Raw genomic sequence first — 23,977 nt, 5'->3', positions numbered from 1 at the left:
CATGGCCAAGCCTTCCTACCTGGACCAGTCGCTGTTTGCCGAGGTGGCACAAAAGGCCGCGCAAAGCCCAAGGGCCCGTGCGCACCACAACTTCCATGAGATGGAAGATCCGTGCCACCGCATGCTGGTCGGCCTGCAGCCGGAAACCTACGTTCCGCCCCACCGCCACCAGGCGGCCGACAAGGCCGAGAACCTGATCGTCCTCAAGGGCAAGCTGGGCGTGCTGATTTTCGATGAGGCCGGCAACGTGCTGGACAAGCGGATCATGCAGGCTGGCGGCGATTGCCTGGGGGTTGATCTGGCGCCCGGCATTTTCCATGGCCTGGTGGTCATGGAACCTGACACCCTGATGTTCGAATGCAAGGCCGGCCCGTACCGCCCGGTCAGCGACGGCGACATGGCCCCTTGGGCACCGCGCGAAGGCGAGCCGGAAGTCGCGGCCTACCAGGCGTGGATGCGCGCACAGTTCGACTGATTGCCCGCGGGGCCTGGCGCAACGCCTGCGCCCCGCGACAACCGGACACATCATGGTAGAGTGCCAGGCCCTCCAAGGAGCCTGTCATGCGTGCGACGATTCTCCCGCTTCTCCTGTTCCTGAGCCTGCCTGCCGTTGCGGCGCCGATGCATGGCCAGTTCCTGCCGCCGGACGAGCAGTCGGTACGCGGGGAAAACCCCGAAAGCCAGCAACTGCTGCAAGTGACCAGCTATTCGGTGGTCGTCGGTAACCAGCGCCAGTCCAACCAGCAACCGCTGCCGATCACTTCGTCGCTGACCATGCGCCTGAAAGGCAAGCCGCTCAGCCAGGGCGCGACCATCACCCAGGTGGTGATCAGCTTCGACGGCGAGGGCAAAAGCCTGAAAAAGCCGGCTTTCGACAGTGCCACCCGCACCCTGACCCTGAATTACGCGCCGGCGCAGTACCAGGTGATCCTCGACCTGCTGCGCAACGACACCGTCTACGTGCAATTCCTCAGCTACCCCAACGGCCACATCTGGGCCGATCTGCACACCGGAACCCTTCGCGCGCGTTGAGCGCCGGGCCCGCCGGGGGGTAAACTGCCCGCCCCGTGGAAAATGTCCTTGATGGTTCAGTTGGAGTCGGTAATGCGTAAAGACAAGAAGCAGGTGATTGGCGACGAAATCAGCGATGACTACGTCAAATCGTTCCTCATTTACGAGCCAGCCGATGGCGTGACCTCGCCTTCGCACCACAAGCTGATCAAGGGCTACCGTGGCCTGCGCATCGACGACTTCGAGCGTTATGTCGGTTTCTTCGTTGAAGCCGGTTACGACCTGGACGGCAAGGACGAGCACGGCAAGACCTTCGTCGAGGCGATCGCCGACCAGCGCAACGCGCCGGAATACGTCGAGATCATCGAGAAAGCCCGCGGCTGATCGATCTTCGGCGCAAAAAAAACGCCCCGAAGGGCGTTTTTTTATGAGCGCGACTCAAGCGTAGCTTGGCGCCGGGCTGCTTTCGACCAGGCCCAGGGCCTCGTCGTTGTAGGCGCTGACCTTGTGGTACAGGGCTGCGTCGGCTGCCAGGACTTTCTCCCGCGCGGGGAAGATTTCCTTGAGCTTCTCGGCCCACTCGCCCTTGGCCTTGTCGGCAAAGCAGCGTTCGATCAGATCCAGCATGATCGACACTGTCACCGAAGCGCCTGGCGAGGCACCCAGCAGGGCGGCGAGGGTGCCGTCCTGTGCGGCCACCAGTTCGGTACCGAACTGCAGAACGCCGCCTTTTTTCGGGTCTTTCTTGATGATCTGCACGCGCTGGCCGGCGACTTCCAGGCGCCAGTCCTCGGCTTTCGCTTCCGGATAGAAGCGGCGCAGGGAGTCCAGGCGCTGCTCCATCGACTGCATCACTTCGCTGACCAGGTACTTGGTCAGGTCCATGTTGTCGCGGGCCACGGCCAGCATCGGGCCGATGTTGCCCATGCGCACCGACAGCGGCAGGTCAAGGAACGAACCGTACTTGAGGAACTTGGTGGTAAAGCCCGCGTATGGGCCGAACAGCAGGGATTTCTTGCCGTCCACCACACGGGTGTCGAGGTGCGGAACCGACATCGGCGGAGCACCGACCGCGGCCTGGCTGTAGACCTTGGCCTGGTGTTGCTTGACGATTTCCGGGTTGTCGCAGCGCAGCCACTGGCCACTGACCGGGAAGCCGCCGAAGCCTTTGCTTTCCGGGATACCGGACGCTTGCAGCAGCGGCAGGGCCGCGCCACCGGCGCCGAGGAACACGAAGCGGGCGTCGACATCACGGCTGCTGCCGCTGTTGACGTCCTTGACGCTGACGGTCCAGCCGCTGCCGTTACGGCGCAGGCCAGTGACCTTCTTGCTGTACTTGACCTGCGCATCCGGCGCGTTGGCCAGGTGCTTGAGCAGTTTGTTGGTCAGCGCGCCGAAGTTGACGTCGGTGCCCTTGATCACGCGGGTAGCGGCGATCTTCTGGTCCGCCGGGCGACCCGGCATCATCAGTGGCATCCACTCCTTCATCACCGCCTGGTCTTCGGTGTATTCCATCTCGGTGAAGGCGTGATGCTGCTTGAGCAGCTCGAAGCGCTTCTTCAGGAACGCGACGCCTTTGTCACCCTCGACGTAGCTCAGGTGTGGCACCGGGTTGATGAACGCCCGTGGCGAGCTGAACGCACCTTTTTTGCTCAGGTACGCCCAGAACTGACGGGAAACCTCGAACTGGGTGTTGATCAGCACCGCTTTCTTGATGTCGATGCTGCCGTCAGCGGCCTGAGGCGTGTAGTTCAGTTCACACAGCCCGGCATGGCCCGTACCTGCGTTGTTCCACGGATTGGAACTTTCCGCGGCACCCGAATCCATCAACTCGACGACTTCCAGCTTGATTGCCGGGTCGAGTTCCTTGAGCAGCACGGCCAGGGTGGCACTCATGATGCCTGCCCCTACCAGTACCACATCGACTGTTTCGTTCTGCGCCATTTAACGCATCTCCAAAATCTTCAGCACCTAATTGACAGCATAGGACCCCGGAACTCCGAGACTGCCCTATCCGATACTTCGCAGCTTTCCAACGTTCACGGACACTGCCAACCAGGCTCGTTAGATGCGTATGAACGCATTTTGCGGCCGGTGCGGCAATTCGACTTATGGTCGAGGCGCCCGTCGTGCGCTATGAAACCGGCCTCAGTCACCCATGACGGATGAAGGCCGTAGCCAGCTGCTTGGGGCTGTTCGGGACACTGATGATGCTTTTGCACATACCAGACTGTTCATTGCTCGCCACACTCTTGTGAAGTTGTGAAAACCCGTTTTTTCACGCTCTTTTGGAGTCGTGAACCTCAAAAATGGACCGTGCAGGGCAGGTCCGTCAGGTTCAGGCAGAGCATGGGGGCCGAGAAAAAAGCGGGCACACCGGCTTCGCAAGACCTGTGTGGGCGGCTCTCTGTGGGCGGATGCGGGGAAGCCGATGCGTGGCATTGGCGGTACTGCGGGGCCCGATCAGGAGACGTCCTTATAATCGGGGGCAGATTATAACGAGGTCGCCGGGAGAAACGACCTTTATTAACGACTTTTCTTGCTCGGCCGTCAGGCGGCGAGCATGCGCTGCAGTCGATTGCCGCGCGGACGCTGTACGACCCGCGCGTTACCGGGGAGTGGACGGTTCAGCCATTGCAGGCGCGATTCGCTGACTTCCACCCAGCCGAACCCGGCAGGTAGCTGTTCGCAGCATTTGAATGCCTGGCACAGGCCCTGCGCGTCGAGGCGCGCGAAGTGGCGTTGCGGCTGGCGTTTGAAGAGCAGGGACCAGAGGCTGTGCATGGCGATGTACCGGTAGGAAACTGGCGCCAGCATACGTCGGCAATGATGAAGTCCGTATGACAGGGAATTGGATGCATGAAAGCGCTGTCCTAACCCCAGAGGCCCGATGACTGGCGCACGACGGGCTGGGTATACTGGCGGCCTTTGCCGCTATTCCAGGAGAGATGAGCATGTTGCAACGTTTGTTGTTCGGTTTGATCGCTGTGACCAGCCTGACCCTGGTGGGTTGTGCCCACAGTCCGCAACAACTCAGCCCGCAACCGAAACTCACCGCCCAGCTCGCACCCGTTGGCCATGGCCAGCCGGTGGTGGTGCGGGTGGTCGACGGACGCGGTACCCAGACCCTCGGCACCCGCGGTGGTCTGTACCCGGAAACCAGCGCCATCAGCGTCACCGGCAACGACATCCTGCCCAAGCTGCAGGCCCAGGCTGAAGCCGCTGTCCGCCTGTTGGGCTTCACCCCAACGCCGAACGCCTACAACGCGCCGCAGTTGACCGTGACCCTGGCCGAACTCAAGTACCAGTCGCCCAAAGAAGGCCTGTACGTGACCGAAGCCACCATCGGCGCGACCTTCAAGGCTGACGTAAACAACGCTAACCGCCGTTACAGCGGCCGCTACGGCGCTTCGCTGGACCAGCGTTTCGGCATGGCGCCGAACCAGGAAACCAATACCAAACTGGTCAGCGACGTGCTCAGCGACGCCCTGACCCGCCTGTTCAAGGATCCGACCATCGGTCAGGTGTTGGGCGAGTAACGCTATCGGGCTGCTTTGCAGCCCTTCGCGAGCAAGCTCGCTCCTACAGCAAACGCAAAAAGCCCGATGCCTGTCGCCAGGCATCGGGCTTTTTCATGGCGGCGGTCAGGCCGCGTCGACGTAGAAGTCGAGCACGCTGATACCGGTCTGGCTGTCGACCTCCGGCAAATGATCGTGGGGATGGCCGCCCAAGGCGCAGTAGACCAGCCACTGGCGGTCCTGGACGTTGAAGGCCAAACCGTCGATCAGCGCTTCCTGCTCCTCGCTCTGGGCAATCAGATAGAGGCGATCCTGGTTTTCGGCGTGCAGCATGACAAGCTCCGGTTCGTTGGGAGGGCAACAGGGTGGCTTGTCTGGATGACGACTGTATGACGGCGCAATTTATCGTCATTGGTCGTAAAGGGCGGGCAGGGACGGGCGGCTTGGGTAGAATGCGCGCGTTTCGAAGCAATCGTGGTTCTTTCGAGGTAAGGCGATGTCGCTGCAAATGTTCTGGGGCTTGTTCGCTGCCCACCCGACCAAACTGATCAATCTGCTGGCCCTGCTGCTGACCTGCCCTGGCGGCGTGCTCCTGCACAACGCCCGGCGCCGCGCCTCACGGGCCATGGCCAGCCTGCCGGCGGGCGAGGCAGCCATCGACCTGCTGACCCAGCGGGTCAACCGGTTCTATTACAGCCTGGGGTTTGCTTTCCTGGCACTGGCGCTGCTGTTGTCCTGGGTCAGCACCTGGATCTGACCTCTTCAGGGCCTCATCGCGCGCTTGCCATGAGGCCCTGAAACGTTACAGCGGCAACCCGGCCTTGACCCGATACTGATTGCGCACCGGCATCGCGTACTGCAACACCAGGTACGGACGATGCTCTTGCGGGCACGCTTCCAGCCGGCGCTGCCACTCCGCCTGAGCCTTGGCCAGCTCTTCGGCGCCAAACAGTTCGGCCGCCTTCGGCACCTGCAACTCAGGGTCCGCATCCGCCCACTGCGCGTACGCCAGGTAATGCGCCGGGAACAGCCGGTAGCCAGCGAGAATCTGCCGGTCGATCTCCGCCGCCAATTGCTTGGTGTCGTCGAAGAGCTCAGTTACTGGCGCCGCGAAGTTGATGTGCACCCGCCCTTTGTAGCCGGTGATGCCCTGGGCGATGCTCAGGTCATCCTCACCCGGCGCCTTGCTGTAGCTGCCGGTGGTGGCGCGGATGTACAGCTCACGGGCCTTGGCCTGGTCGCACGGGTCGTATTCGTAGCTGATCGACACCGGGCTCAGGTTCAGCGACTGGATCACCTCGCCGAACGGCTCGCTCTTGCGGCTCATGTGGAACATCTTGAGGATCGCCGAATCGGTGCGATCGTCGCCGTCCTTGGCGCGGCCTTCGGCCTGGGCGATCCAGATCGAGGCGCCGTCGTTGCGAATCGAGTGGTTGATGTAGGCCGAGAGCAGTTGATAGGCCGCCAGCTTCTCGCGCCGGCCGCTGATGGAGCGGTGCACGATGAAGCTCTTGTTCAGGCGCATCATGTCGCTGACGAAGGGCTTCTGCAGCAGGTTGTCGCCGATGGCGATGCGCGGGGTCGGCAGGCCGGCGTGGTAGACCGCGTAGTTGACGAACGCCGGGTCCATCACGATGTCGCGGTGGTTGGCCAGGAACAGGTAGGCGGTACCCGACTTGAATTGCTCCACACCGGTATAGGTGACGCCGTCGGTGGCGCGCTCGATGGTGTGGTCGACGTAGAACTCGACCTTGTCCTGCAGGGTCGAGACGCAGGTCACGCCGGCGAATTCCTTGCGCAGACGGCGAGCGATCAGCGGCTTGAGCAGCCAGCCGAAACCTGTGGCCATGCGCGGGAAGCGGAAGCGGGTGAGGATATCCAGGAATGCCGGGTCGCTGAGCAGGCGTGCCAGAACGGCAGGGACCTCAGCGTCGTCGTAGGGTCGGATGGCATCGAATTCGCCCATCATGCTCTCTTGTTGTGAAACGGCTAGGGTAAAGGGTAAGGCTGCGCCCAGAAATACCGGCTTGAGGGGGCGCAAGACCGGCAATTATACGCACAATCACTGCGGAGGCCGCGATGCTGGAAACTGCGATCTACGATTGTCCTTATTGCGGCGAAGCCGTGGAAACCACCGTCGATCTCTCCGGCGGTGACCAGCATTACATCGAGGACTGCGCGGTGTGTTGCCGCCCGATCGTGTTCATTTTGCAGGTCCATGGTGACGAATGGATGCTGGACGTAAAGCGCGAGGACGACTGATGCAGCGAATCTACGAGCCGGAAAACCTGCTGGAAGCCGAAGTGCTGATCGGCATGCTCGGCAGCGAAGGCATCGAGGCGTACCTGGCCGGGCGCGACCTGATGGGCGGCATTGGCGAGTTGCCGGTGCACGGCCTGCTCGGCCTCGCGGTGCCCGACGAGCAGGCCGAGTACGCACGGCAACTGATCGCCGCGTACAATGCGGCCCAGCCACTTCCTGGCGACGAGCCGGATCACCTTCCGGGAATTCTGATTTGCTAGGTTTCGCCTGAATGTGTGGACGTTATGCGCTGTTTCGCTGGTCGCCGGCCTTTGCCGCGTTGCCCGGCTTTCCTGAGGGCCAGCAGGCCCAATGGAACATTTCTCCCGGCGCCCAGGTACTGATCCAGCGCCTGGACGACGGCCAGATGACTCTGGCCCGCGCCCGCTGGGGCCTGACCCCGCCCTGGCTGACCGACCTCACCCGCACCCCCGCCCATGCCCGCGCCGAAACCCTCGCCGAACAACCGATGTTCCGTGAAGCCTTCGCCAAGCGTCGCTGCCTGCTGCCGGCCAACGGTTTCTACGAATGGCGCGGCGCGGTGCGCAAGCGCCCGTACTGGCTGACGCCAGGGGAGGGTTCGTCGTTGTTCTTCGCGGCGATCTGGGAAGCGTATCCGGTGCAGGAGCAGGTCTGGCTGAGCACCGCGGTGGTGACCCAGGCGGCGATGAACCAGCGTCGTCCACTGATCCTCGATGCCGCCGGGCAGGCCGCCTGGCTCAACCCGGACACCCCGGTCGGTGAACTCCAGGGCCTGCTGGCCAGCCAGCCCGCCGCCTTGCGCGAGCGGGTGCTGGCCAACTTCGTCAACGATCCGAAGCTGAATGGCCCGGAATGCCTGACGCCGGGTTGATACCCGGCGCCCGACGCGTTCTCAGACCCGGAACTGATTGATCAACCGGCGCTGCTGCTCGGCCAGCTTGGTCAGCTCGGCGCTGGCGGTGCTGGACTCGTCGGCGCCACCGGCCACTTCGTTGGCCACCTGACCGATGTTGATCACGTTGCGGTTGATGTCCTCGGCCACCGCGCTTTGCTCTTCGGCGGCACTGGCGATCTGAGTGTTCATGTCGTTGATCACCGACACCGCGCGCGTGATGCTTTCCAGCGCCTCGGCCGCCCGCGCCGCCTGCTGCACGCTGACGTCGGTCTTGCCCTGGCTTTCTTCCATGACCCGCACCACATCGCGGGTGCCTTGCTGCAGTTGCTGGATCATCTGCTGGATTTCTTCGGTGGCCTGCTGGGTCTTCTGCGCCAGGTTGCGCACCTCGTCGGCGACCACGGCGAAGCCGCGGCCCTGCTCACCCGCCCGCGCAGCCTCGATGGCGGCGTTGAGCGCCAGCAGGTTGGTCTGCTCGGCAATGGCACGGATCGCCACCAGGATGGCGTTGATGTTCTCGCTGTCGCGGGCCAGCGCCTGCACCACGCCAACCGCGCGGCCGATCTCTTCGGCCAGGGCGGTGATCGATTGCGAGGTGTCGCGGACAATCGACAGACCCTGGTTGGCGGCCTGGTCGGCATTGCTCGCGGCCTGGGCGGCATGGGTGGCGTTGCGCGCCACGTCCTGGGCGGTGGCGGTCATTTCGTGCACCGCGGTGGCGACCAGGTCGATCTCCGCCATCTGCTTGTGCACGCCCTGGTTGGTGCGAATGGCGATATCGGCGGTGTGCTCCGACGAGTCGCTGACCTTCTGCACCGAGCTGACCACCTGGCTGATCATCGATTGCAGCTTGCCGAGGAAGGTATTGAAGCCCTTGGCGATCGAGCCCAGTTCGTCGGCACGATCACTGTGCAGGCGGCGGGTGAGGTCGCCCTCGCCCTGAGCGATGTCATCGAGCATGGCCACCATCTGCCGCAGCGGACGGGCGATGCCGTGGGCCAGCAGCCAGATCACCAGCAGGCCGAGGGCAGCGATGGCCAGGCCGACCAGGGTCATGCCGGTAATGTCGGTGCGGCGTTGTTCGCTCAGTTCGCTTTGCAGTTTTTCCGACTCGGCCATGACCGCGCTGGTGGGCAGTTGCAGCAGCAGGGTCCAGTGGGTGTCGGTGTCGGCGATCCTGAACGGCAGGAACAGGCGGATCTGACCGTTTTCATGGTCGACTTCATAGCGCAGTGTGTCGCCACCGAGCTTGGACAGGCCGGCGGCATCGGCGGCGTCGAGGACGTCGCTGGCTTTCTCGCCGAACTTGTTTTCGTCCTTGGTGTAGGCGACCAGACGGCCGTTGTTGGAGATCAGCGCCAGTTCGCCCGCGCCGTTGTAAAGCTGGCTGTCGGCGGCCTTGAGCAGGTCCTGGATGAAGTTCACCGAGAGGTCGGCGCCGACGATGCCCTGGAATTTGCCGTCCACCAGGATCGGTTCGATAAAGGAGGCGAGCATGACCATCTTGTCGCCCACTTTGTAAGGCGCGGGATCGATCACGCAGGCGCGCCGGCTTTCTTGCGAGCACAGGTAGTACTCGCTGGCGCGCACGCCGGTGGACAGCAGGGTGTTGTTGCTCAGGTCGACCAGCGCTTCCACGGCCATGCTGCCGTCGGTATTGCGGTACCACCAGGGCTGAAAGCGACCGTTGCTGGGGTCGATGCCCTTGATCGAGGTGCCGATGAAGCTGGCGTCGGCGTGGTCCAGTGCGTTCGGCTCCCAGGCGATGTAACCGCCCAGCACCAGCGGGTTATCCACAACCGTCTGCTTCAGCAGGGTGATCAGCTCTTCGCGCTGGACCTGCAGGCGCGGGGTGCCGGCTTCGTTTTTCTGGCCGATCTGGGCGTTGGTGGTGGCCAGGCCGCGAGCGATCAACAGGGGGGCTTCAAGGCGACGCAGAATCTGGCTGACCTGGGTCTGGGCCAGGGCGGTCAGGCGCTGCTCTATCAATGTATCGAACTGCTGCTGCGTGCGGTTCTGCACCAGTTCCTGGGTTTTTGCACCGGAATACACCGCATACAGCACCAGGGCTGCGACGATACTCAACACGATGGCGCCCGCCAGGGCCGCAACGGAAAACTGGATCGACTTGAACTTCATAGAGGCTCCGAGCGCAGGGAAAAGTCGCCTTGCCCCGGTGTTATCGGCGTGCCGCCGCTAAATCATGAGACTGTCGGACAGAAATCTTTGCTAACGGTTGTGGCGCGATGAATCGTGCCGGCCTAGGATACGGCCCACGTTAGAAGGGAGTTTTATTGATGCGTAGATCGGTTGTTATTGGCGCCTTGAGCGCCTCGATGCTGCTGGCGGGTTGCCAGGCGGTGAACACCACCAACGGCGGAGCGGTGGGTGTTGAACGCAAGCAATATATGTTCAGCATGCTGTCGACCGATGAGGTCAACCAGATGTACGCCCAGTCTTATCAGCAGACCCTGGGCGAAGCGTCCACCAAGGGCCAACTGGACAAGACCAGCGCTGCGGCCAAACGTGTGCAGGCCATCGCTGACCGGCTGATTGCCCAGGCGCCGCAGTTCCGCCCGGATGCTGCGCAGTGGAAGTGGGAAGTGAACCTGATCAAGAGCGACGAGCTCAACGCCAACTGCGGTCCTGGCGGCAAGATCATTTTCTACACCGGCCTGATCGACAAACTGAAACTGACCGACGATGAAATCGCCGCGGTGATGGGCCATGAAATCGCCCACGCCCTGCGCGAGCATGGTCGTGAAGCGATGTCCAAGGCCTATGGCATCCAGATTGCCCGCCAGGGCGCTGGCGCCTTGCTGGGGCTGGGTGAAGACAGCCTGGCCCTGGCTGATACCGTTGTGCAGTACAGCCTGACCTTGCCCAACAGCCGTGGCAACGAGAACGAAGCCGACCTGATCGGCCTCGAACTGTCGGCCCGTGCCGGCTACAACCCGAATGCCGCGATCACCTTGTGGAACAAGATGGCCCAGGCTTCGGGTGGCAACTCGCCGCCGGAGTTCATGAGCACTCACCCGGCTTCGGACAGCCGCATCGCGTCGTTGCAGGCGGCGATTCCGAAGGTGATGCCGTTGTATGAGCAGGCGAAGAAGTAAGAGGTTGTAAGCCTGATCGCCGGCTTGCCGGCGATCTGGCCATCAGCAATACCCGATCAGGCTCAGCCTACCCAGCCACTCACCTTCATCGCCGAATACACCGCGACCAACGCCAGCACCACGAAGGCGCTCGCTGCCAGGCGGCGGATCAGGGTCAGAGGCAGTTTCTCGGCGGCGAAGTTGCCCGCCAGCACCACCGGCACGTTGGCAATCAGCATGCCCAGGGTGGTGCCGATAATCACCATGATCAGGTGCGGATACTGCGCCGCCAGCATCACCGTGGCGACCTGGGTCTTGTCGCCGATTTCCGCGATGAAGAACGCGATCAGCGTGGTCAGGAACGGCCCGAAGCGCCGCGCGGTGCTGGCTTCGTCATCGTCCATCTTGTCCGGAACCAGCGTCCACAAGGCGGTAGCGAGGAAGCTCGCGGCCAGAATCCAGTGCAACGTCGCTTCGCTGAAGAAGCTGCCGAACCAGGCCCCGACGGCACCCGCAGCGGCGTGGTTGGCTAGGGTTGCGGCGACGATGCCGGCGATGATTGGCCAGGGCTTGCGAAAGCGTGCGGCGAGAATGAGGGCCAGCAACTGCGTCTTGTCGCCGATTTCAGCGAGCGCAACGATTGCGGTGGGGACGAGCAACGATTCCAGCATCAGGATTCCTACGGGGGCGGGTCGACACGGCTATGACACGTACAGCCTTCCCGCCCCGGGTAAGGTGTGCGTGTCATAGGTCTTGTCAAACCCTGGATCCGTCTATGCGGACCGTGGGTCGTGCGCGCCATGGTCTGTGGACCAAGTATGTTGACGTCGCACCAGGCGAGCAGGGCGCTCGCGGGAGACTACTCCCCTAGGACGGAGCGGATTCTGCCTTCGCAAAACCGTTTCGGCAAGCGAAGTTTTTACGACCGCAACGCCCGGTAGATTTTGAATCCCTGGCCTTGAGCACGCACTTCGCAGTTGCCCAGCGCGCCCTCGATAAGCGGCTGATAGCGCAGGAAGCTGTTGGCGACAAGCCGCATTTCGCCGCCTTTTTGCAGATGTTCGGCGGATTTTTTCAGCAGGTTTTCCGAGGCCTGGTAATTGGTGTGGACCCCGGTGTGGAACGGCGGATTACTCAGAATGACGTCCAGTCCGCGAGGTGCGGCGTCGATCCCGTCGCCGCTGATCACCTCGCCTTCCAGACCGTTGGCCGCCAGGGTCAGGCGGCTGCTGGCGACGGCGAAGGCGTCGACGTCGAGCAGGGTGACCCGGCTCTGTGGATAACGTCGTTTGATCGTCGCGCCCAGCACCCCGGCGCCGCAGCCGAAGTCCAGCACATGACCCGAGGGCAGACCGTCCAGATGCTCCAGCAACAGCGCAGTGCCGCGGTCCAGCCGGCCATGGCTGAACACGCCCGGCAGGCTGACGATCTGCAACGGGCCATCGGCCAGCGGCAGTTCGAAGCGTTCCGCGAGGCTTTCCAGCGGCTGCGCGACGGGCGGGTGTTCCACGGTCACCTGCCACAACTGGCAGTGGCGGGCGCTGTCGAGCTTGCGCGGTTTGCCGAAGGCGTGAAGTTGCTTGGCCGCCGCCTCGATGCCGCCGCGTTTTTCCCCGACCAGAAACAGCTCGCGGCCGCCCAGGCGCGAGGCGAGGGCGTTGAGCAGGTAGTTGGCCAGGTCACGGGACTTGGGCAGGAACAGCACGGCGCCGTCGAACGGCACCTCCGGCACGTCGACGCCGTAGTGGCTGCGTCCGCTGTAACGGGCGTCCAGCGTTGCCTGGTCGCCGGCATGCCAGGACCAGCCCAGTGCCTGGCTGAAGGTGCCCAGCAGGCTGTCGGCCGGCAACCCGGCGAGCAACAGCGGGCCTGTGAACAGATCGGCCTGACGAAGCAACACTTCACTGCGCGGGTCCATGGACGGCGGCTCCTGAAAAAAGTGGCGAAGTCTAACAGAACCCGCCTTGGCTTAGCTGACCACCCGCCGTGGGCTGCCACTCAGGAACGCACGAGCGTTTTCGCTCAACTGCTCGACGATCCGCTGCCGCGCTTCCACCGCGCCCCAGGCGCTGTGCGGGGTGACGATCAGGCGCGGGATGTCGGGCGCCAGCAGCGGGTTGCCGTTGACGGGCGGCTCGACCGAAAGCACGTCGGTCGCCGCACCGCCCAGATGGCCCGCGCGCAGGGTGTCGGCCAGCGCCTGTTCGTCGATCAGGCCGCCGCGGGCGGTGTTGACGATAAAGGCGCCGGGCTTGAGCAACGCCAGTTGCGCCGCGCCGATCATGTGGCGGGTGCTGTCGTTGAGCGGGCAGTGCAGGGTCAGGGCGTCGACCTGGGGCAGCAACTCGTCCAGGCTCAGGCGATCTTCACGCGGCGGGCGGCCGGGCAGTTGGCCGAGCAGGACGCGCATGCCGAAGGCCTCGGCCAGTCGCCCGACCGCGCTGCCCAGCTCGCCGTGGCCGAGCAGGCCGAGGGTCTTGCCTTCCAGCTCGACGATAGGGAAATCCAGCAGGCAGAACTGCTTGGCCTGGCCCCATTTGCCGGCGGCGACCGCCTGTTGGTAGTCCGGCAGGCGAGTGGCCAGTGCCAGCAGCAACGTCAGGGTGTGCTGGGCTACTGACGGCGTGCCGTAGCCCTGGCAGTTGCTGACCACAATGCCCTGGGCGCGGGCGGCCTGCAGGTCGACGTTGTTGGTGCCGGTGGCGGCCACCAGGATCAACTTCAGGTCCGGGCTGGCCTTGAGGGCGGCGGCGTCCAGCACCACCTTGTTGCTGATCACCACATCGGCACCGCGCAGGCGCTCGGCGACCTGCTCGGGGGCGGTGGCGGGGTGGACGTCGAAACTGTCGAAACAGTCGCGCAGACCGCTCAGGTCGAGATCACCGAGGTCCAGCGAGCTGTGATCGAGAAAGACGGCGTGGGTCATGAAGGGCTCCTGGATCGGTGGCGGATTAGAGAGGGGGAAAGCAGGTGTCGGTAATCTGCTGCAGATTGGCGTCGAACGCCTGCAATTCATCGAATTGCCGTTGCAGGTCGTCGATCCGCTGGCGCAGTTGCGTGCTCTTGCCGGCGATGGCCTGGCGGGCGCGCTCGAGGGAAATCTGTCCGTCGGCCATTAGAGCCTGCATCTCGCGGAGGGTAAAGCCGAGCCGCTGCGCGCATTTGATCAGCGCCAGCAGCTCTACGTCGTGCGGGTCATAGATGCGGTACTTGCCCTGGCGTTTCGCCGGGGGCAGCAGGCCGATGCTTTCGTAGTGGCGGATGCACTTGATGGTGGTGCCGGAGAGGCGGGCGGCTTCGCCGATGTACATCGAACATCCTTTCAATGCAGGGCCAGGGCGCGGACCTGCTGTAGCCAGGACTGGCGGCGCCGCGGCGTGGAGTGGAGAACCGGGCCGAACGTTAGCGTCTTTTCCGGGCGGATACCACAGAAGGCCAGGGTGGTGCGGCGCATCTGGTGCAGGGCGGGCGCGCCGTAGATCCAGCGAAAGTACCAGGGCGGAGTGTCCAGGGTCACCAGCAGGTGGGCGGTGCGCCCGGCCAGGAGTTTTTCCGGGAAGGGCGAGCCGCTTTTGTAGCGAAAGGCGAAACCCGGCAGCAGGGTCCGGTCGAGGAAGCCTTTGAGCAGCGCCGGCACGCCGCCCCACCAGACCGGGTAGACCAGCACCAGGCGTTGGGCCCAGGTGATGTGCTCTTGGGCTTCGAGCAGGTCGGGTTCCAGCGGCTGCTCCTGGCGGTAGCCCAGGCGCAGGATCGGGTCGAAAGCGAGGTCGCCCAGTTTGAGGAGGCGGACGTCGTGGCCGGCCTCGCGCGCAGCGTCGGAGTAGTGCTGGCCTAGGGTGGCGCAGAAACTGTCGGAGGCGGGGTGGCCGAGGATGATCAGGATGCGTTGGGTCATGTGTGGCGGGGCCCTTGGGAAAAGGGCGCAGGGTAGGGGTTGACCCTTGGGGGAGGGTCAAGCCTGTAGGGCACTGAAGACCACACCCAACTGTACCTGTTGTAACAAGTTATGAATCGTTAAGGTACGCCCCTCATTTTTACCAGGAGCCGCTTTTCATGTATTGGGCAGAATTTCTCACGGTCGCGCTGATTCACTTGCTGGCCGTCGCCAGCCCCGGCCCGGACTTCGCCGTGGTCGTGCGCGAAAGCGTGACCCACGGCCGCCGTGCCGGGACCTGGACCGCCTTCGGCGTGGGCACGGCGATCTTCCTGCATGTGGGCTATTCGCTGCTGGGCATCGGCCTGATCGTGTCGCAGTCGATCATGCTGTTCAACGCGCTGAAATGGGCTGCCGCCGCCTACCTCGTGTACATCGGCTTCAAGGCCCTGCGCGCCAAGCCGGCTGGCGCGGGCGGCGAGGCGATCCAGGTTTCCACCGTCGAACGCACACCGCGCGCGGCCTTCGTCGCCGGTTTCATGACCAATGGCCTGAACCCCAAGGCGACGCTGTTTTTCCTGTCGTTGTTCACCGTGGTCATCAACCCGCATACACCGCTGTTGGTCCAGGCCGGTTACGGCGTGTACCTGGCGCTGGCCACCGGCCTGTGGTTCTGCCTGGTGGCGATGCTGTTCAGCCAGGCCCGCGTGCGCGCCGGCTTTGCCCGCATGGGGCACTGGTTCGACCGCACCATGGGCGCTGTGCTGATCGCCCTCGGGATAAAGATCGCGTTCAGCGAAATACGCTGAACAGAGGCGGCCGGACGGTATGACCGTTCGGTCGAATGGCGGTCAAATCATTCCTTTGGCTGATTTGACCGCCGCTGGCCCGTTCTAGAGTAAGGACAGCTTTGTCCATGCCCCGTGCAACTCCAGAAAAGGGACTCCCATGTTGCAGACCCGTATCATCGCCCCCGCCGAGGGTGCGTATCAGTTTCCGCTGTTGATCAAGCGCCTGCTCATGTCTGGCAGCCGCTACGAGAAAACCCGCGAGATCGTCTACCGCGACCAGTTGCGCTACAGCTACCTGACCCTCAACGAGCGCATTGCGCGCCTGGCCAACGTGCTCACCGAAGCCGGGGTCAAGGCCGGCGATACCGTGGCAGTGATGGACTGGGACAGCCATCGCTACCTGGAGTGCATGTTCGCCATTCCGATGATCGGCGCGGTGGTGCACACCATCAACGTGCGCCTGTCGCCGGAGCAGATCCTCTACACCATGAACCACGCCGACGACCGCTTCGTGCTGGTCAACAGCGAGTTCGTCGGGCTCTACCAGGCGATTGCCGGGCAATTGACCACGGTGGAAAAAACCATCCTGCTCACCGATGGTCCCGAGAAAACCGCCGAGCTGCCTGGCCTGGTCGGCGAATACGAGCAACTGCTGGCCGCCGCCAGCCCGCACTACGACTTCCCGGATTTCGACGAAAATTCCGTCGCCACCACCTTCTACACCACCGGCACCACCGGTAACCCCAAGGGCGTCTACTTCACCCACCGCCAACTGGTGCTGCACACCATGGGGGTGGCCACTGTTACCGGTAGCATCGACAGCATCCGCCTGCTCGGCACCGACGACGTCTACATGCCCATCACGCCGATGTTCCACGTTCACGCCTGGGGCATTCCGTACGTCGCGACGATGCTCGGCCTCAAGCAGGTGTACCCGGGGCGTTACGATCCGGAACTGTTGGTCAAGTTGTGGCGCGACGAGAAAGTCAGTTTCTCCCACTGCGTACCGACCATCCTGCAGATGCTGCTCAACGCCAAGGGCGCGCAGAACGAGGACTTCGGCGGCTGGAAGATCATCATCGGCGGCAGCGCGCTGAACCGTGCGCTGTACGAGGCGGCCAAGGCCCGCGGCATCCAGTTGACCGCCGCCTACGGCATGTCCGAGACCTGCCCGCTGGTGGCCTGCGCCCACCTCAACGAAGAACTGCTGGCCGGCAGCGAGGACGAGTGCGTCACCTATCGGATCAAGGCCGGCGTGCCGGTGCCGCTGGTGGAAGCGGCGATCGTCGACGGCGACGGCAGATTCCTCCCGGCCGATGGCGAAGCCCAGGGCGAACTGGTCCTGCGTGCGCCGTGGCTGACCATGGGTTACTACCGCGAAGAGGCCAAGAGCGAGGAGCTGTGGGCCGGCGGCTGGCTGCACACCGGCGATGTGGCAACCCTCGACAGCATGGGCGTGATCGACATCCGCGACCGCATCAAGGACGTGATCAAGACCGGCGGCGAGTGGGTATCGTCACTCGACCTGGAAGACCTGATCAGCCGCCACCCGGCGGTCCGCGAAGTGGCCGTGGTGGGCATCGCCGATCCGCAGTGGGGCGAGCGGCCGTTCGCGCTGCTGGTGGTGCGGGAAGGAGCGAGCATCGATGCGCGGGTATTGAAGGAACACTTGAAGCCGTTTGTCGAGCTGGGCCACATCAACAAGTGGGCAATCCCCAGCCAGATCGCGCTTGTTACCGAAATTCCCAAGACCAGTGTCGGCAAGCTCGACAAGAAGCGTATCCGCATCGACATCGTCGAGTGGCAGGCCAGCAACAGCGCTTTTCTTTCCACCCTGTAAGCCGCACCGGCCCGCGTCTTGACTGACGCGGGCCGCATTCCAGAGGCCCCGCTGCCTTGTGAAATGGAAAATATCAGCCATTCTTGCCCAGCCAGCCTGTAGCTCACCCGCTCCGGCCCTGCCATGAGCGGGTGTGATGTGCAAATCACACTTTAGAGGGATCAAGCACTACTACCTGCTGGCTATAGTCGGGTCAGGGGATTTTGAGGAATGGGGAATGCGCATGCAGCGCACCGACATACGCCCTGCCAGTCTGGCGACCGATCGGCCTCCGTTTCATTGAAGGACTCACTGCCATAAAAATAAAGTACATGGAGTAGCGTCGATGACATCAGTAAATCTGTTCTGGCGCCGGGCGAAACTGCCCCTGGCCGTCAGCCTCGCTTCTACGCTTGCAAGTCCAGCATTCGCCGTCAGTTTCAACATCGGTGAGATCGAGGGGAGTTTCGACTCGTCGCTGTCGGTCGGTGCGAGCTGGTCCACCGCCAACCCGAACAAGAACCTGATCGGGGTGAACAACGGCGGCAAGGGTCTGTCGCAGACCTCCGACGACGGTCACCTGAACTTCAAGAAGGGCGAGACCTTCTCGAAGATCTTCAAGGGCATCCATGACCTCGAACTCAAGTACGGCGACACCGGCGTCTTCGTCCGGGGCAAGTACTGGTATGACTTCGAGTTGAAGGATGAGGGCCGCGAGTTCAAGGACATCAGCGACTCGAACCGCAAGGAAGGCGCAAAGTCCTCCGGCGCGCAGATTCTCGACGCATTCGTGTACCACAACTATTCCATCGCCGATCTGCCGGGTAGCGTTCGCCTCGGCAAGCAGGTGGTGAGCTGGGGTGAAAGTACCTTCATCGGCAGCGGTATCAACGCTATCAACCCGATTGACGTATCCGCGTTCCGCCGTCCTGGCTCGGAGATCAAGGAAGGCCTGATCCCGGTCAACATGTTCTACATCTCCCAGAGCCTGACCGACAACCTGTCGGCCGAAGCCTTCTACCAGCTCGAGTGGGACCAGACCGTGGTGGATAACTGCGGAACGTTCTTCTCGCAGCCGGACGTGATCGCGGATGGTTGCTCGGACAACTTGCGCGTACTGGCCAGCAACCGTGCGCTGACCCCGGTACAGCAGGCGACCTTCAGGGCCCTGGGCATCGACGTCAATGCCGAAGGCGTGAAGGTTGCTCGCGGCCCGGACCGTGATGCCCGCGACAGCGGCCAGTTCGGTGTAGCCCTGCGCTACATGTACGAGCCGTTGAACACCGAGTTCGGTCTGTACGCGATGAACTACCACAGCCGTGCGCCGATCTTCAGCGCCACCGGCGCGCCTCAGGCGGCCTACACGGCTGCGGCCGGCGCGGGCACCGCCGCACCGATCATCGTGGCGGGCAACTCGAAGTACTTCGTCGAGTATCCGGAAGATATCCGCCTCTACGGCCTGAGCTTCTCCACCACGCTGCCAACCGGTACCGCGTGGAGCGGTGAAGTCAGCTATCGCCCGAATGCTCCGGTGCAGCTCAATACCACTGACATTCTCTACGCGGGTGTCACCGCGCTGCCTCCGGCCTTCGGCCTGGGCAACGCTTCGTTGCTCAAAGGCACTCCAGGCCAAGACCTGCACGGCTATCGCCGCAAGGAAGTCACTCAGTTCCAAACCACCTTCACGCACTTCTTCGACCAGGTCATGGGCGCCAGCCGCCTGACGCTGGTGGGTGAAGTCGGTGTGACCGTGGTCGGCGGGCTGGAAAGCAGCAGCAAGGTCCGTTACGGCCGTGACCCGGTATACGGCCCAGGCCCTCTGCCAGCCACCGCGGGCCGCAATACCTGCGTGGTGCTCAACACCAGCACCATCGGTGGTGCCGCCAACGGTGCCTCGTCCGCCAACCTCGACCGCAATTGCGAAGACGACGGCTACACCACTCGCACCTCCTGGGGCTACCGCGGCCGCGCCATCTGGGACTACCCGGACGTGTTCGCCGGCGTGAACCTCAAACCGAGCGTGGCCTGGTCCCACGACGTGGAAGGCTACTCGCCTGGTCCTGGCGGCAACTTCGAGGAAGGTCGCAAGGCCGTCAGCCTCGGTCTGGATGCCGAATACCAGAACACCTACACCGCCAGCCTGTCGTACACCAACTTCTTCGACGGCAAGTACACCACCGTGGATGACCGCGACTTTGTCGCCCTCAGCTTCGGCGTGAACTTCTAAGCGCATTGATTCAGGAAGAAGAACATGACAATGAAAACCACCAAGACTTTGCTGAAAGCCGGCGTGCTGGGCCTGTCCCTGCTGGCGACCAGCGTAATGGCTGCCGTTTCCGCCGACGAAGCGGCCAAACTGGGCTCGACGCTGACCCCGATGGGCGCGGAAAAGGCCGGTAACGCCGACGGTTCCATCACGGCCTGGCAGCCGCTGTCGAAGACTGCCGGTACTGTCGACGCCAAGGGCTTCCTGTCCGACCCTTACGGCAGTGAAAAGCCCAAGTTCACCATCACCGCGCAGAACGTCGACCAGTACAAGGACAAGCTCTCGCCTGGCCAGGTCGCGATGTTCAAGCGCTACCCCGAGACCTTCAAGATCCCGGTGTACCCGACCCACCGCGGCTCTACCGTGCCGGACAGCGTTTTCGCCGCTATCAAGAAGAACGCCACCTCCACCACGCTGGTAGGGGGTGGCAACGGCCTGGAAAACTTCGATACCGCCGTGCCTTTCCCGATTCCGAAAAGCGGCGTCGAGGTGATCTGGAACCACATCACCCGCTACCGTGGCGGCAGCGTGACCCGCCTGGTGACCCAGGCCACGCCGCAGCCCAACGGCAGCTACAGCCTGGTGTACTTCCAGGACCAGTTCGTCTTCCGCGACAAGATGAAGGACTACAACCCGCAAGAGCCAGGCAACGTGCTGTTCTACTTCAAGCAGGAAGTGACTGCTCCGGCACGTCTGGCCGGTACCGTGCTGCTGGTCCACGAGACCCTCGACCAGGTCAAGGAACCGCGCAAGGCGTGGGTCTACAACGCTGGTCAGCGCCGTGTGCGCCAGGCGCCGCAGGTGTCCTATGACGGTCCGGGTACCGCTGCCGACGGTCTGCGGACTTCCGACAACCTGGACATGTTCAACGGTGCGCCAGACCGCTACGACTGGAAACTGGAAGGCAAGAAAGAGCTGTTCATCGCCTCCAACAGCTACAAGCTGGACTCGCCAACCCTGAAGTACGCCGACATCCTCAAGGCGGGCCATATCAATCAGGACCTGACCCGCTACGAGCTGCGCCGCGTCTGGCATGTGGTCGCGACCCTGAAACCGGGCCAGCGCCACATCTATGCCAAACGTGACTTCTACATCGACGAAGACACCTGGCAAGCGGCGGTGATCGACCAGTACGACGGTCGTGACCAGTTGTGGCGCGTCTCCGAGGCCCACTCCCAGGACTACTACAACGTGGAAGTGCCGTGGTACACCCTGGAAGCCATCTACGACCTGCAATCGGGCCGTTACCTGGCGCTGGGCATGAAGAACGAAGAGAAGAAGGCCTACGACTTCGGCTTCACCGCCAGCAAGGCTGACTTCCAGCCAGCCGCCCTGCGTCAGTCGGGCGTGCGTTAACGCTTCAAACCCTCCGTGTGATCCCCAGAACGCCCCGGCTTGCCGGGGCGTTTTGATTTCCGTCGCAGCCATCGACTATTTCCGCTGGCCCCGCCGTTTTTACCGCTAACCTGGTAGTCCGTTGCGCCCTGTCAATGTTGTCTCTGTTGCTTCTTGTTGTAGTCTTTTTTCCGTACTTGCGGCAATCGCCTTCAAATGTGCCGGTTAAACCGCTAGTCTGCGCCAATCCCTGTTGCCGAAGATTTCAACTAAAACGAGCCGGCCATGACCGATCTGTCCAGCACGCAAGGGTTCACCCAACAGACCGTGTCGGTTCTGGAAGGGCGTTTCTACCGGCCACCGCTGCCCGACGGGCATGTGCCGCGGGCACGCCTTTGCCAGCGTTTGCAGGCCGGGCTGGGTGGGCGTCTGTTGCTGGTCAATGCACCCGCAGGATTCGGCAAGAGTTCGTTGGCGGTGGAGTTCTGCCAAAGCCTGCCGCCGCATTGGCGCAGCCTGTGGCTGGGGCTGAGCCGACGTGACAATGATCCCGGGCGTTTTCTCGAACGCCTGCTCGAAGGTCTGCAACAGTACTGCCCGAGCCTCGGCGGCCAGGCACTGGGCCTGCTGAAAATGCGCCAGCGCCACCAGCCGTTCGCCTTCGAGGAATGGCTCGACGGCCTGCTCGATGAACTGGCCGAGCATTTGCTGAGCACGTCCCCGGTGCTGCTGGTGCTGGATGACTATCACCTGGCCCAAGGGCCCGTGCTGGACCGTTGCCTGCAATTCTTCCTCAATCACCTGCCGCCTGGCCTGGTGCTGCTGGTCACCAGCCGCCAGCGTCCCGACTGGCACCTCGCGCGGCTGCGGCTGTCGCGGCAATTGCTCGAACTCAACGAACAGGACCTGCGCCTGACCCCCGACGAATCCCTCGCCGTGCTCGGCCAGCACCCGTCGGTGCGCGGGCAGGCGCTGGACAACCTGATCCAGCGCAGCGACGGCTGGGTTGCCGGGCTGCGTTTCTGGCTGCTGGCGGCCACCGAGTCCGGTGCCGACAGCCCGTTGCCCCAGGCCTTGCACGGCGGCGAAGGGCTGATCCGCGATTACCTGCTGGAAGAAGTCATCGACTGCCTGCCGGCCGAGGTCCAGAGCTTCCTTAACGACACCGCCTGCCAGGAGCGTTTCTGCGCCGACCTGTGCGACGCCCTGCGGGAAAGCCACGACAGCGACGAAATCCTGCGTTACCTGCAATCCCACCAGGTCTTCCTCGTGCCGCTGGACGAGCACGGTTACTGGTTCCGCTATCACCACCTGTTCTCCGACCTGCTGCGCACCCGCCAGGCCAGCCTGCCGCTGTCGAGCCTGCACCTGCGCGCCTGTCGCTGGTTCCACGGCCAGGGTCTGCTGGACGAAGCCGTGGAGCAGGCGCTGCGGGCCGGGCACCTGGATGTGGCGGCCAACCTGGTGCAGAACCTCTCTGAAGAACAACTGCTGGCCGAACAGAACGTCGGCATGCTGCTGCGCTGGAAGATGGACCTGCCCGACAGCCTGCTGATCAGCACGCCGCGGCTGATCGTGCTGTACAGCTGGGCGCTGGGCCTGGCCTGCCAACTGGACGCCGCCGAGGAACTGGCCAGCCACCTCAGCCGCTTCCTGCCGGCGCCTTCGGCCACCGCGCAGAAGTCCATGCTCGCGCAGTGGCTGGCCTTGAGCGGAATCATCGCCCGCGGCCGGGGTGATCGCGAACGCACCCGCTCTTATTGCGAGCAGGCCCTGCAAAGCCTGCCGAACAAACGCTATGGGCAGCGCCTGATGTGCCTGTCGACGCTGTCCAACCTGGCCATCGCCGATGCCGATTTCTGGCGCGCGCGGGGCTGGAACCGCGAAGCCCTTGAGCTGGCGCAGCGGGTCGGCAATCCGTTGTTCGAGGCCCTGGCCCATTACGACCGGGCGCGGGTGCTGCATGCCCGCGGCGAGACGCTGCGTTCGATGGAGGAGGTGCGTCAGGGCCTGCAACGCCTGCACGGTCTGTCGGCGCAGCGGCTGTATGCGGTGCGCGCGCGGTTGATGCTTTACGAGGGTTACTTGCTGGTCAGTCGCCTGCAACCCGAAGCCGGGCGTAGTCGCCTGCGTGCCGGGTTGATCGAGGCGCGGGCCTGTCGCGATATCAGCGTGCTGATCGGCCATTGCGCCCTGGCGACCCTGGACGGTCGCGAAGGACGCTTCGCCGAAGCCTTTGCCGAGCTGGCCGAGGCCGAGCGCCTGATGCACATCTGGGACGTGCCGCCGATCTTCTATCTGGCGATGATTACCCTGGTCAAATGCGAACTCTGGCTGGCCCAGGGGCGCAACGACCTGGCCGAATCCTGGCTACTGCGCCTGAGCCAGACCTATGGCGGGCAACAAGCCGCGGCCGCGCCGGAGTTCCATCCGCTGCTGCCGTTGCACATCGAATTGCAGCAAGCCCTGCTGGAGCAGGCGCAGGGACGGCTGGCCCAGTCCGGGCAACGGCTGCAGGCGCTGGTCAGCCGTGGTCAGGCCAGCGGCGGGCAATTGCTCTGCGTTATCGCGCTGTGCCAGCAGGTGGGTTTGCTCTTGGCTCAGGGCGACCTGTCTGGTGCCCGCGAGCGTCTGGTGTCGAGCCTCGAATCCGCGCGGGGCGGGGTGTTGCAACCCTATCAGCGTCTGCTCAACGAACACCCCGACTGGCTGCGTGAACAACTCCAGACGCAACCGGCCAGCCCGGCCCAGGTCAGCCTGCTGGGCTTCTTGCCCAACCAGGAAGCCAACGGCAGCGGCGAAACCCTCAGCGTCCGCGAACAGGCGGTACTCAAGCTGATCGCCCAGGGCTGTTCCAACCAGGAAATCAGCGAGCAACTGTTCATCTCGCTGCATACCGTCAAGACTCACGCGAGCCACATCAACAGCAAACTCGGCGTCGAGCGCCGCACCCAGGCGGTGGCGCGGGCCAAGTCGCTCGGACTTTTGTAACAGGGTATATTCGGGTGAGTGGGCTGCTTTCATGACCCATCGCGGGCAACCTCGCTCCTAACCGAGGAACGTCCAATCAACCCAAAACCCCAAAAA

General features: G+C 63.5%; 24 protein-coding genes and 1 pseudogene. 14 read left to right on the top strand and 11 right to left on the bottom strand.

The features are described 5' to 3' along the window. The first annotated feature begins 1 nt into the window (after nt 1). The 3 genes from NTD88_RS20300 to NTD88_RS20290 all read left to right on the top strand — a co-directional run bounded on the left by NTD88_RS20300 (nt 2) and on the right by NTD88_RS20290 (nt 1,395). On the top strand, nt 2-475 hold the full coding sequence (locus NTD88_RS20300) for a WbuC family cupin fold metalloprotein (RefSeq protein ID WP_262155625.1): 474 nt from the start codon (nt 2-4) through the stop codon (nt 473-475). A gap of 86 nt (nt 476-561) precedes the next feature. Then, nucleotides 562-1,032: a hypothetical protein gene (locus NTD88_RS20295; protein ID WP_095158631.1), complete on the top strand. Its 471-nt coding sequence runs from the start codon at nt 562-564 to the stop codon at nt 1,030-1,032. A gap of 72 nt (nt 1,033-1,104) precedes the next feature. Beyond that, on the top strand, nt 1,105-1,395 hold the full coding sequence (locus NTD88_RS20290) for a PA4642 family protein (RefSeq protein ID WP_095158630.1): 291 nt from the start codon (nt 1,105-1,107) through the stop codon (nt 1,393-1,395). A 54-nt stretch (nt 1,396-1,449) separates the two neighbouring features. Here NTD88_RS20290 and mqo read toward each other — a convergent pair whose 3' ends face one another. Both mqo and NTD88_RS20280 read right to left on the bottom strand, forming a co-directional pair. Beyond that, nucleotides 1,450-2,955: a malate dehydrogenase (quinone) gene (gene mqo / locus NTD88_RS20285; RefSeq protein ID WP_095158629.1), complete on the bottom strand. Its 1,506-nt coding sequence runs from the start codon at nt 2,953-2,955 to the stop codon at nt 1,450-1,452. Between the two features lie 606 nt (nt 2,956-3,561). Next, on the bottom strand, nt 3,562-3,795 hold the full coding sequence (locus tag NTD88_RS20280) for a hypothetical protein (RefSeq protein ID WP_095158725.1): 234 nt from the start codon (nt 3,793-3,795) through the stop codon (nt 3,562-3,564). 170 nt (nt 3,796-3,965) lie between these two features. On the opposite strand from NTD88_RS20280, the gene NTD88_RS20275 reads away from it, so the two are divergent. Further along, nucleotides 3,966-4,550 carry a YajG family lipoprotein gene (locus NTD88_RS20275; RefSeq protein ID WP_095158628.1) on the top strand — a complete coding sequence of 195 codons (585 nt, stop codon included), beginning with the start codon at nt 3,966-3,968 and terminating at the stop codon, nt 4,548-4,550. 105 nt (nt 4,551-4,655) lie between these two features. Here NTD88_RS20275 and NTD88_RS20270 read toward each other — a convergent pair whose 3' ends face one another. Further along, a complete protein-coding gene (locus tag NTD88_RS20270; protein ID WP_095158627.1) occupies nt 4,656-4,862 on the bottom strand; it encodes a hypothetical protein in 207 nt (68 codons plus the stop codon). Between the two features lie 163 nt (nt 4,863-5,025). Between NTD88_RS20270 and NTD88_RS20265 the strand changes: the two genes are divergently transcribed. Further along, nucleotides 5,026-5,286, top strand: coding sequence for a hypothetical protein (locus NTD88_RS20265; RefSeq protein WP_095158626.1), 261 nt, complete (start codon nt 5,026-5,028; stop codon nt 5,284-5,286). A 45-nt stretch (nt 5,287-5,331) separates the two neighbouring features. Here the strand turns inward: NTD88_RS20265 and NTD88_RS20260 are convergent, their stop codons facing one another. Next, on the bottom strand, nt 5,332-6,498 hold the full coding sequence (locus NTD88_RS20260) for a 1-acyl-sn-glycerol-3-phosphate acyltransferase (RefSeq protein WP_095158625.1): 1,167 nt from the start codon (nt 6,496-6,498) through the stop codon (nt 5,332-5,334). Between the two features lie 110 nt (nt 6,499-6,608). Between NTD88_RS20260 and NTD88_RS20255 the strand changes: the two genes are divergently transcribed. The 3 genes from NTD88_RS20255 to NTD88_RS20245 are packed head-to-tail and all read left to right on the top strand — an operon-like array spanning nt 6,609 to nt 7,683. Next, on the top strand, nt 6,609-6,791 hold the full coding sequence (locus tag NTD88_RS20255) for a CPXCG motif-containing cysteine-rich protein (RefSeq protein WP_095158624.1): 183 nt from the start codon (nt 6,609-6,611) through the stop codon (nt 6,789-6,791). Further along, on the top strand, nt 6,791-7,051 hold the full coding sequence (locus NTD88_RS20250) for a putative signal transducing protein (protein WP_095158623.1): 261 nt from the start codon (nt 6,791-6,793) through the stop codon (nt 7,049-7,051). The genes NTD88_RS20255 and NTD88_RS20250 overlap by 1 nt, the downstream gene beginning before the upstream one ends. 11 nt (nt 7,052-7,062) lie before the next feature. Then, nucleotides 7,063-7,683, top strand: a complete 621-nt coding sequence (locus NTD88_RS20245; protein WP_095158622.1) for an SOS response-associated peptidase — start codon at nt 7,063-7,065, stop codon at nt 7,681-7,683. Nucleotides 7,684-7,704: 21 nt separating this feature from the next. Here the strand turns inward: NTD88_RS20245 and NTD88_RS29335 are convergent, their stop codons facing one another. Next, the gene (locus NTD88_RS29335) at nt 7,705-8,448 is read right to left on the bottom strand and encodes a methyl-accepting chemotaxis protein (protein ID WP_410017299.1); all 744 of its coding nucleotides are present in this window, start codon (nt 8,446-8,448) and stop codon (nt 7,705-7,707) included. A gap of 114 nt (nt 8,449-8,562) precedes the next feature. Beyond that, nucleotides 8,563-8,763, bottom strand: a pseudogene (locus NTD88_RS29330) (HAMP domain-containing protein); the annotation flags it as partial. A gap of 1,241 nt (nt 8,764-10,004) precedes the next feature. Here NTD88_RS29330 and NTD88_RS20235 point away from each other — a divergent pair. Beyond that, entirely contained in the window at nt 10,005-10,823 is an 819-nt protein-coding gene (locus tag NTD88_RS20235) for a M48 family metallopeptidase (RefSeq protein WP_095158620.1), read from the top strand. A gap of 62 nt (nt 10,824-10,885) precedes the next feature. Here the strand turns inward: NTD88_RS20235 and NTD88_RS20230 are convergent, their stop codons facing one another. The 5 genes from NTD88_RS20230 to NTD88_RS20210 all read right to left on the bottom strand — a co-directional run bounded on the left by NTD88_RS20230 (nt 10,886) and on the right by NTD88_RS20210 (nt 14,700). Further along, a complete protein-coding gene (locus tag NTD88_RS20230; protein ID WP_262155622.1) occupies nt 10,886-11,473 on the bottom strand; it encodes a TMEM165/GDT1 family protein in 588 nt (195 codons plus the stop codon). 248 nt (nt 11,474-11,721) lie between these two features. Next, on the bottom strand, nt 11,722-12,720 hold the full coding sequence (locus NTD88_RS20225; protein WP_095158618.1) for a class I SAM-dependent methyltransferase: 999 nt from the start codon (nt 12,718-12,720) through the stop codon (nt 11,722-11,724). Between the two features lie 51 nt (nt 12,721-12,771). Next, nucleotides 12,772-13,728: a 2-hydroxyacid dehydrogenase gene (locus NTD88_RS20220; protein WP_095158617.1), complete on the bottom strand. Its 957-nt coding sequence runs from the start codon at nt 13,726-13,728 to the stop codon at nt 12,772-12,774. Nucleotides 13,729-13,753: 25 nt separating this feature from the next. Continuing rightward, nucleotides 13,754-14,113, bottom strand: a complete 360-nt coding sequence (locus NTD88_RS20215; RefSeq protein WP_095158616.1) for a MerR family transcriptional regulator — start codon at nt 14,111-14,113, stop codon at nt 13,754-13,756. 11 nt (nt 14,114-14,124) lie between these two features. Then, nucleotides 14,125-14,700, bottom strand: coding sequence for an NAD(P)H-dependent oxidoreductase (locus NTD88_RS20210; RefSeq protein WP_262155621.1), 576 nt, complete (start codon nt 14,698-14,700; stop codon nt 14,125-14,127). Between the two features lie 158 nt (nt 14,701-14,858). On the opposite strand from NTD88_RS20210, the gene NTD88_RS20205 reads away from it, so the two are divergent. The 5 genes from NTD88_RS20205 to NTD88_RS20185 all read left to right on the top strand — a co-directional run bounded on the left by NTD88_RS20205 (nt 14,859) and on the right by NTD88_RS20185 (nt 23,881). After that, nucleotides 14,859-15,488 carry a LysE family transporter gene (locus NTD88_RS20205; protein WP_110971885.1) on the top strand — a complete coding sequence of 210 codons (630 nt, stop codon included), beginning with the start codon at nt 14,859-14,861 and terminating at the stop codon, nt 15,486-15,488. A 139-nt stretch (nt 15,489-15,627) separates the two neighbouring features. Continuing rightward, complete coding sequence (locus NTD88_RS20200; protein WP_262155620.1) at nt 15,628-17,310, top strand: fatty acid--CoA ligase; 1,683 nt, start codon at nt 15,628-15,630, stop codon at nt 17,308-17,310. Nucleotides 17,311-17,635: 325 nt separating this feature from the next. Continuing rightward, a complete protein-coding gene (locus NTD88_RS20195) occupies nt 17,636-19,516 on the top strand; it encodes a DUF1302 domain-containing protein (RefSeq protein ID WP_262155619.1) in 1,881 nt (626 codons plus the stop codon). A gap of 30 nt (nt 19,517-19,546) precedes the next feature. Beyond that, a complete protein-coding gene (locus NTD88_RS20190) occupies nt 19,547-20,911 on the top strand; it encodes a DUF1329 domain-containing protein (protein ID WP_095158611.1) in 1,365 nt (454 codons plus the stop codon). Between the two features lie 264 nt (nt 20,912-21,175). Then, on the top strand, nt 21,176-23,881 hold the full coding sequence (locus NTD88_RS20185) for a helix-turn-helix transcriptional regulator (protein WP_262155618.1): 2,706 nt from the start codon (nt 21,176-21,178) through the stop codon (nt 23,879-23,881). Nucleotides 23,882-23,977 lie beyond the last annotated feature (96 nt).

The sequence above is a fragment of the Pseudomonas sp. 20P_3.2_Bac5 genome (assembly GCF_025466035.1).
Taxonomy (GTDB): domain Bacteria; phylum Pseudomonadota; class Gammaproteobacteria; order Pseudomonadales; family Pseudomonadaceae; genus Aquipseudomonas.
This window is presented reverse-complemented; position numbering and strand designations above follow the sequence as displayed.

What these genes read in the sequence shown, in the direction of transcription:
- NTD88_RS20300 (WP_262155625.1), top strand. Translation starts at nt 2, where the DNA reads ATGGCCAAGCCTTCCTACCTGGACCAGTCGCTGTTTGCCGAGGTGGCA.
- NTD88_RS20295 (WP_095158631.1), top strand. Translation starts at nt 562, where the DNA reads ATGCGTGCGACGATTCTCCCGCTTCTCCTGTTCCTGAGCCTGCCTGCC.
- NTD88_RS20290 (WP_095158630.1), top strand. Translation starts at nt 1,105, where the DNA reads ATGCGTAAAGACAAGAAGCAGGTGATTGGCGACGAAATCAGCGATGAC.
- mqo (WP_095158629.1), bottom strand. Translation starts at nt 2,955, where the DNA reads ATGGCGCAGAACGAAACAGTCGATGTGGTACTGGTAGGGGCAGGCATC.
- NTD88_RS20280 (WP_095158725.1), bottom strand. Translation starts at nt 3,795, where the DNA reads ATGCACAGCCTCTGGTCCCTGCTCTTCAAACGCCAGCCGCAACGCCAC.
- NTD88_RS20275 (WP_095158628.1), top strand. Translation starts at nt 3,966, where the DNA reads ATGTTGCAACGTTTGTTGTTCGGTTTGATCGCTGTGACCAGCCTGACC.
- NTD88_RS20270 (WP_095158627.1), bottom strand. Translation starts at nt 4,862, where the DNA reads ATGCTGCACGCCGAAAACCAGGATCGCCTCTATCTGATTGCCCAGAGC.
- NTD88_RS20265 (WP_095158626.1), top strand. Translation starts at nt 5,026, where the DNA reads ATGTCGCTGCAAATGTTCTGGGGCTTGTTCGCTGCCCACCCGACCAAA.
- NTD88_RS20260 (WP_095158625.1), bottom strand. Translation starts at nt 6,498, where the DNA reads ATGATGGGCGAATTCGATGCCATCCGACCCTACGACGACGCTGAGGTC.
- NTD88_RS20255 (WP_095158624.1), top strand. Translation starts at nt 6,609, where the DNA reads ATGCTGGAAACTGCGATCTACGATTGTCCTTATTGCGGCGAAGCCGTG.
- NTD88_RS20250 (WP_095158623.1), top strand. Translation starts at nt 6,791, where the DNA reads ATGCAGCGAATCTACGAGCCGGAAAACCTGCTGGAAGCCGAAGTGCTG.
- NTD88_RS20245 (WP_095158622.1), top strand. Translation starts at nt 7,063, where the DNA reads ATGTGTGGACGTTATGCGCTGTTTCGCTGGTCGCCGGCCTTTGCCGCG.
- NTD88_RS29335 (WP_410017299.1), bottom strand. Translation starts at nt 8,448, where the DNA reads ATGGCGGAGATCGACCTGGTCGCCACCGCGGTGCACGAAATGACCGCC.
- NTD88_RS20235 (WP_095158620.1), top strand. Translation starts at nt 10,005, where the DNA reads ATGCGTAGATCGGTTGTTATTGGCGCCTTGAGCGCCTCGATGCTGCTG.
- NTD88_RS20230 (WP_262155622.1), bottom strand. Translation starts at nt 11,473, where the DNA reads ATGCTGGAATCGTTGCTCGTCCCCACCGCAATCGTTGCGCTCGCTGAA.
- NTD88_RS20225 (WP_095158618.1), bottom strand. Translation starts at nt 12,720, where the DNA reads ATGGACCCGCGCAGTGAAGTGTTGCTTCGTCAGGCCGATCTGTTCACA.
- NTD88_RS20220 (WP_095158617.1), bottom strand. Translation starts at nt 13,728, where the DNA reads ATGACCCACGCCGTCTTTCTCGATCACAGCTCGCTGGACCTCGGTGAT.
- NTD88_RS20215 (WP_095158616.1), bottom strand. Translation starts at nt 14,113, where the DNA reads ATGTACATCGGCGAAGCCGCCCGCCTCTCCGGCACCACCATCAAGTGC.
- NTD88_RS20210 (WP_262155621.1), bottom strand. Translation starts at nt 14,700, where the DNA reads ATGACCCAACGCATCCTGATCATCCTCGGCCACCCCGCCTCCGACAGT.
- NTD88_RS20205 (WP_110971885.1), top strand. Translation starts at nt 14,859, where the DNA reads ATGTATTGGGCAGAATTTCTCACGGTCGCGCTGATTCACTTGCTGGCC.
- NTD88_RS20200 (WP_262155620.1), top strand. Translation starts at nt 15,628, where the DNA reads ATGTTGCAGACCCGTATCATCGCCCCCGCCGAGGGTGCGTATCAGTTT.
- NTD88_RS20195 (WP_262155619.1), top strand. Translation starts at nt 17,636, where the DNA reads ATGACATCAGTAAATCTGTTCTGGCGCCGGGCGAAACTGCCCCTGGCC.
- NTD88_RS20190 (WP_095158611.1), top strand. Translation starts at nt 19,547, where the DNA reads ATGAAAACCACCAAGACTTTGCTGAAAGCCGGCGTGCTGGGCCTGTCC.
- NTD88_RS20185 (WP_262155618.1), top strand. Translation starts at nt 21,176, where the DNA reads ATGACCGATCTGTCCAGCACGCAAGGGTTCACCCAACAGACCGTGTCG.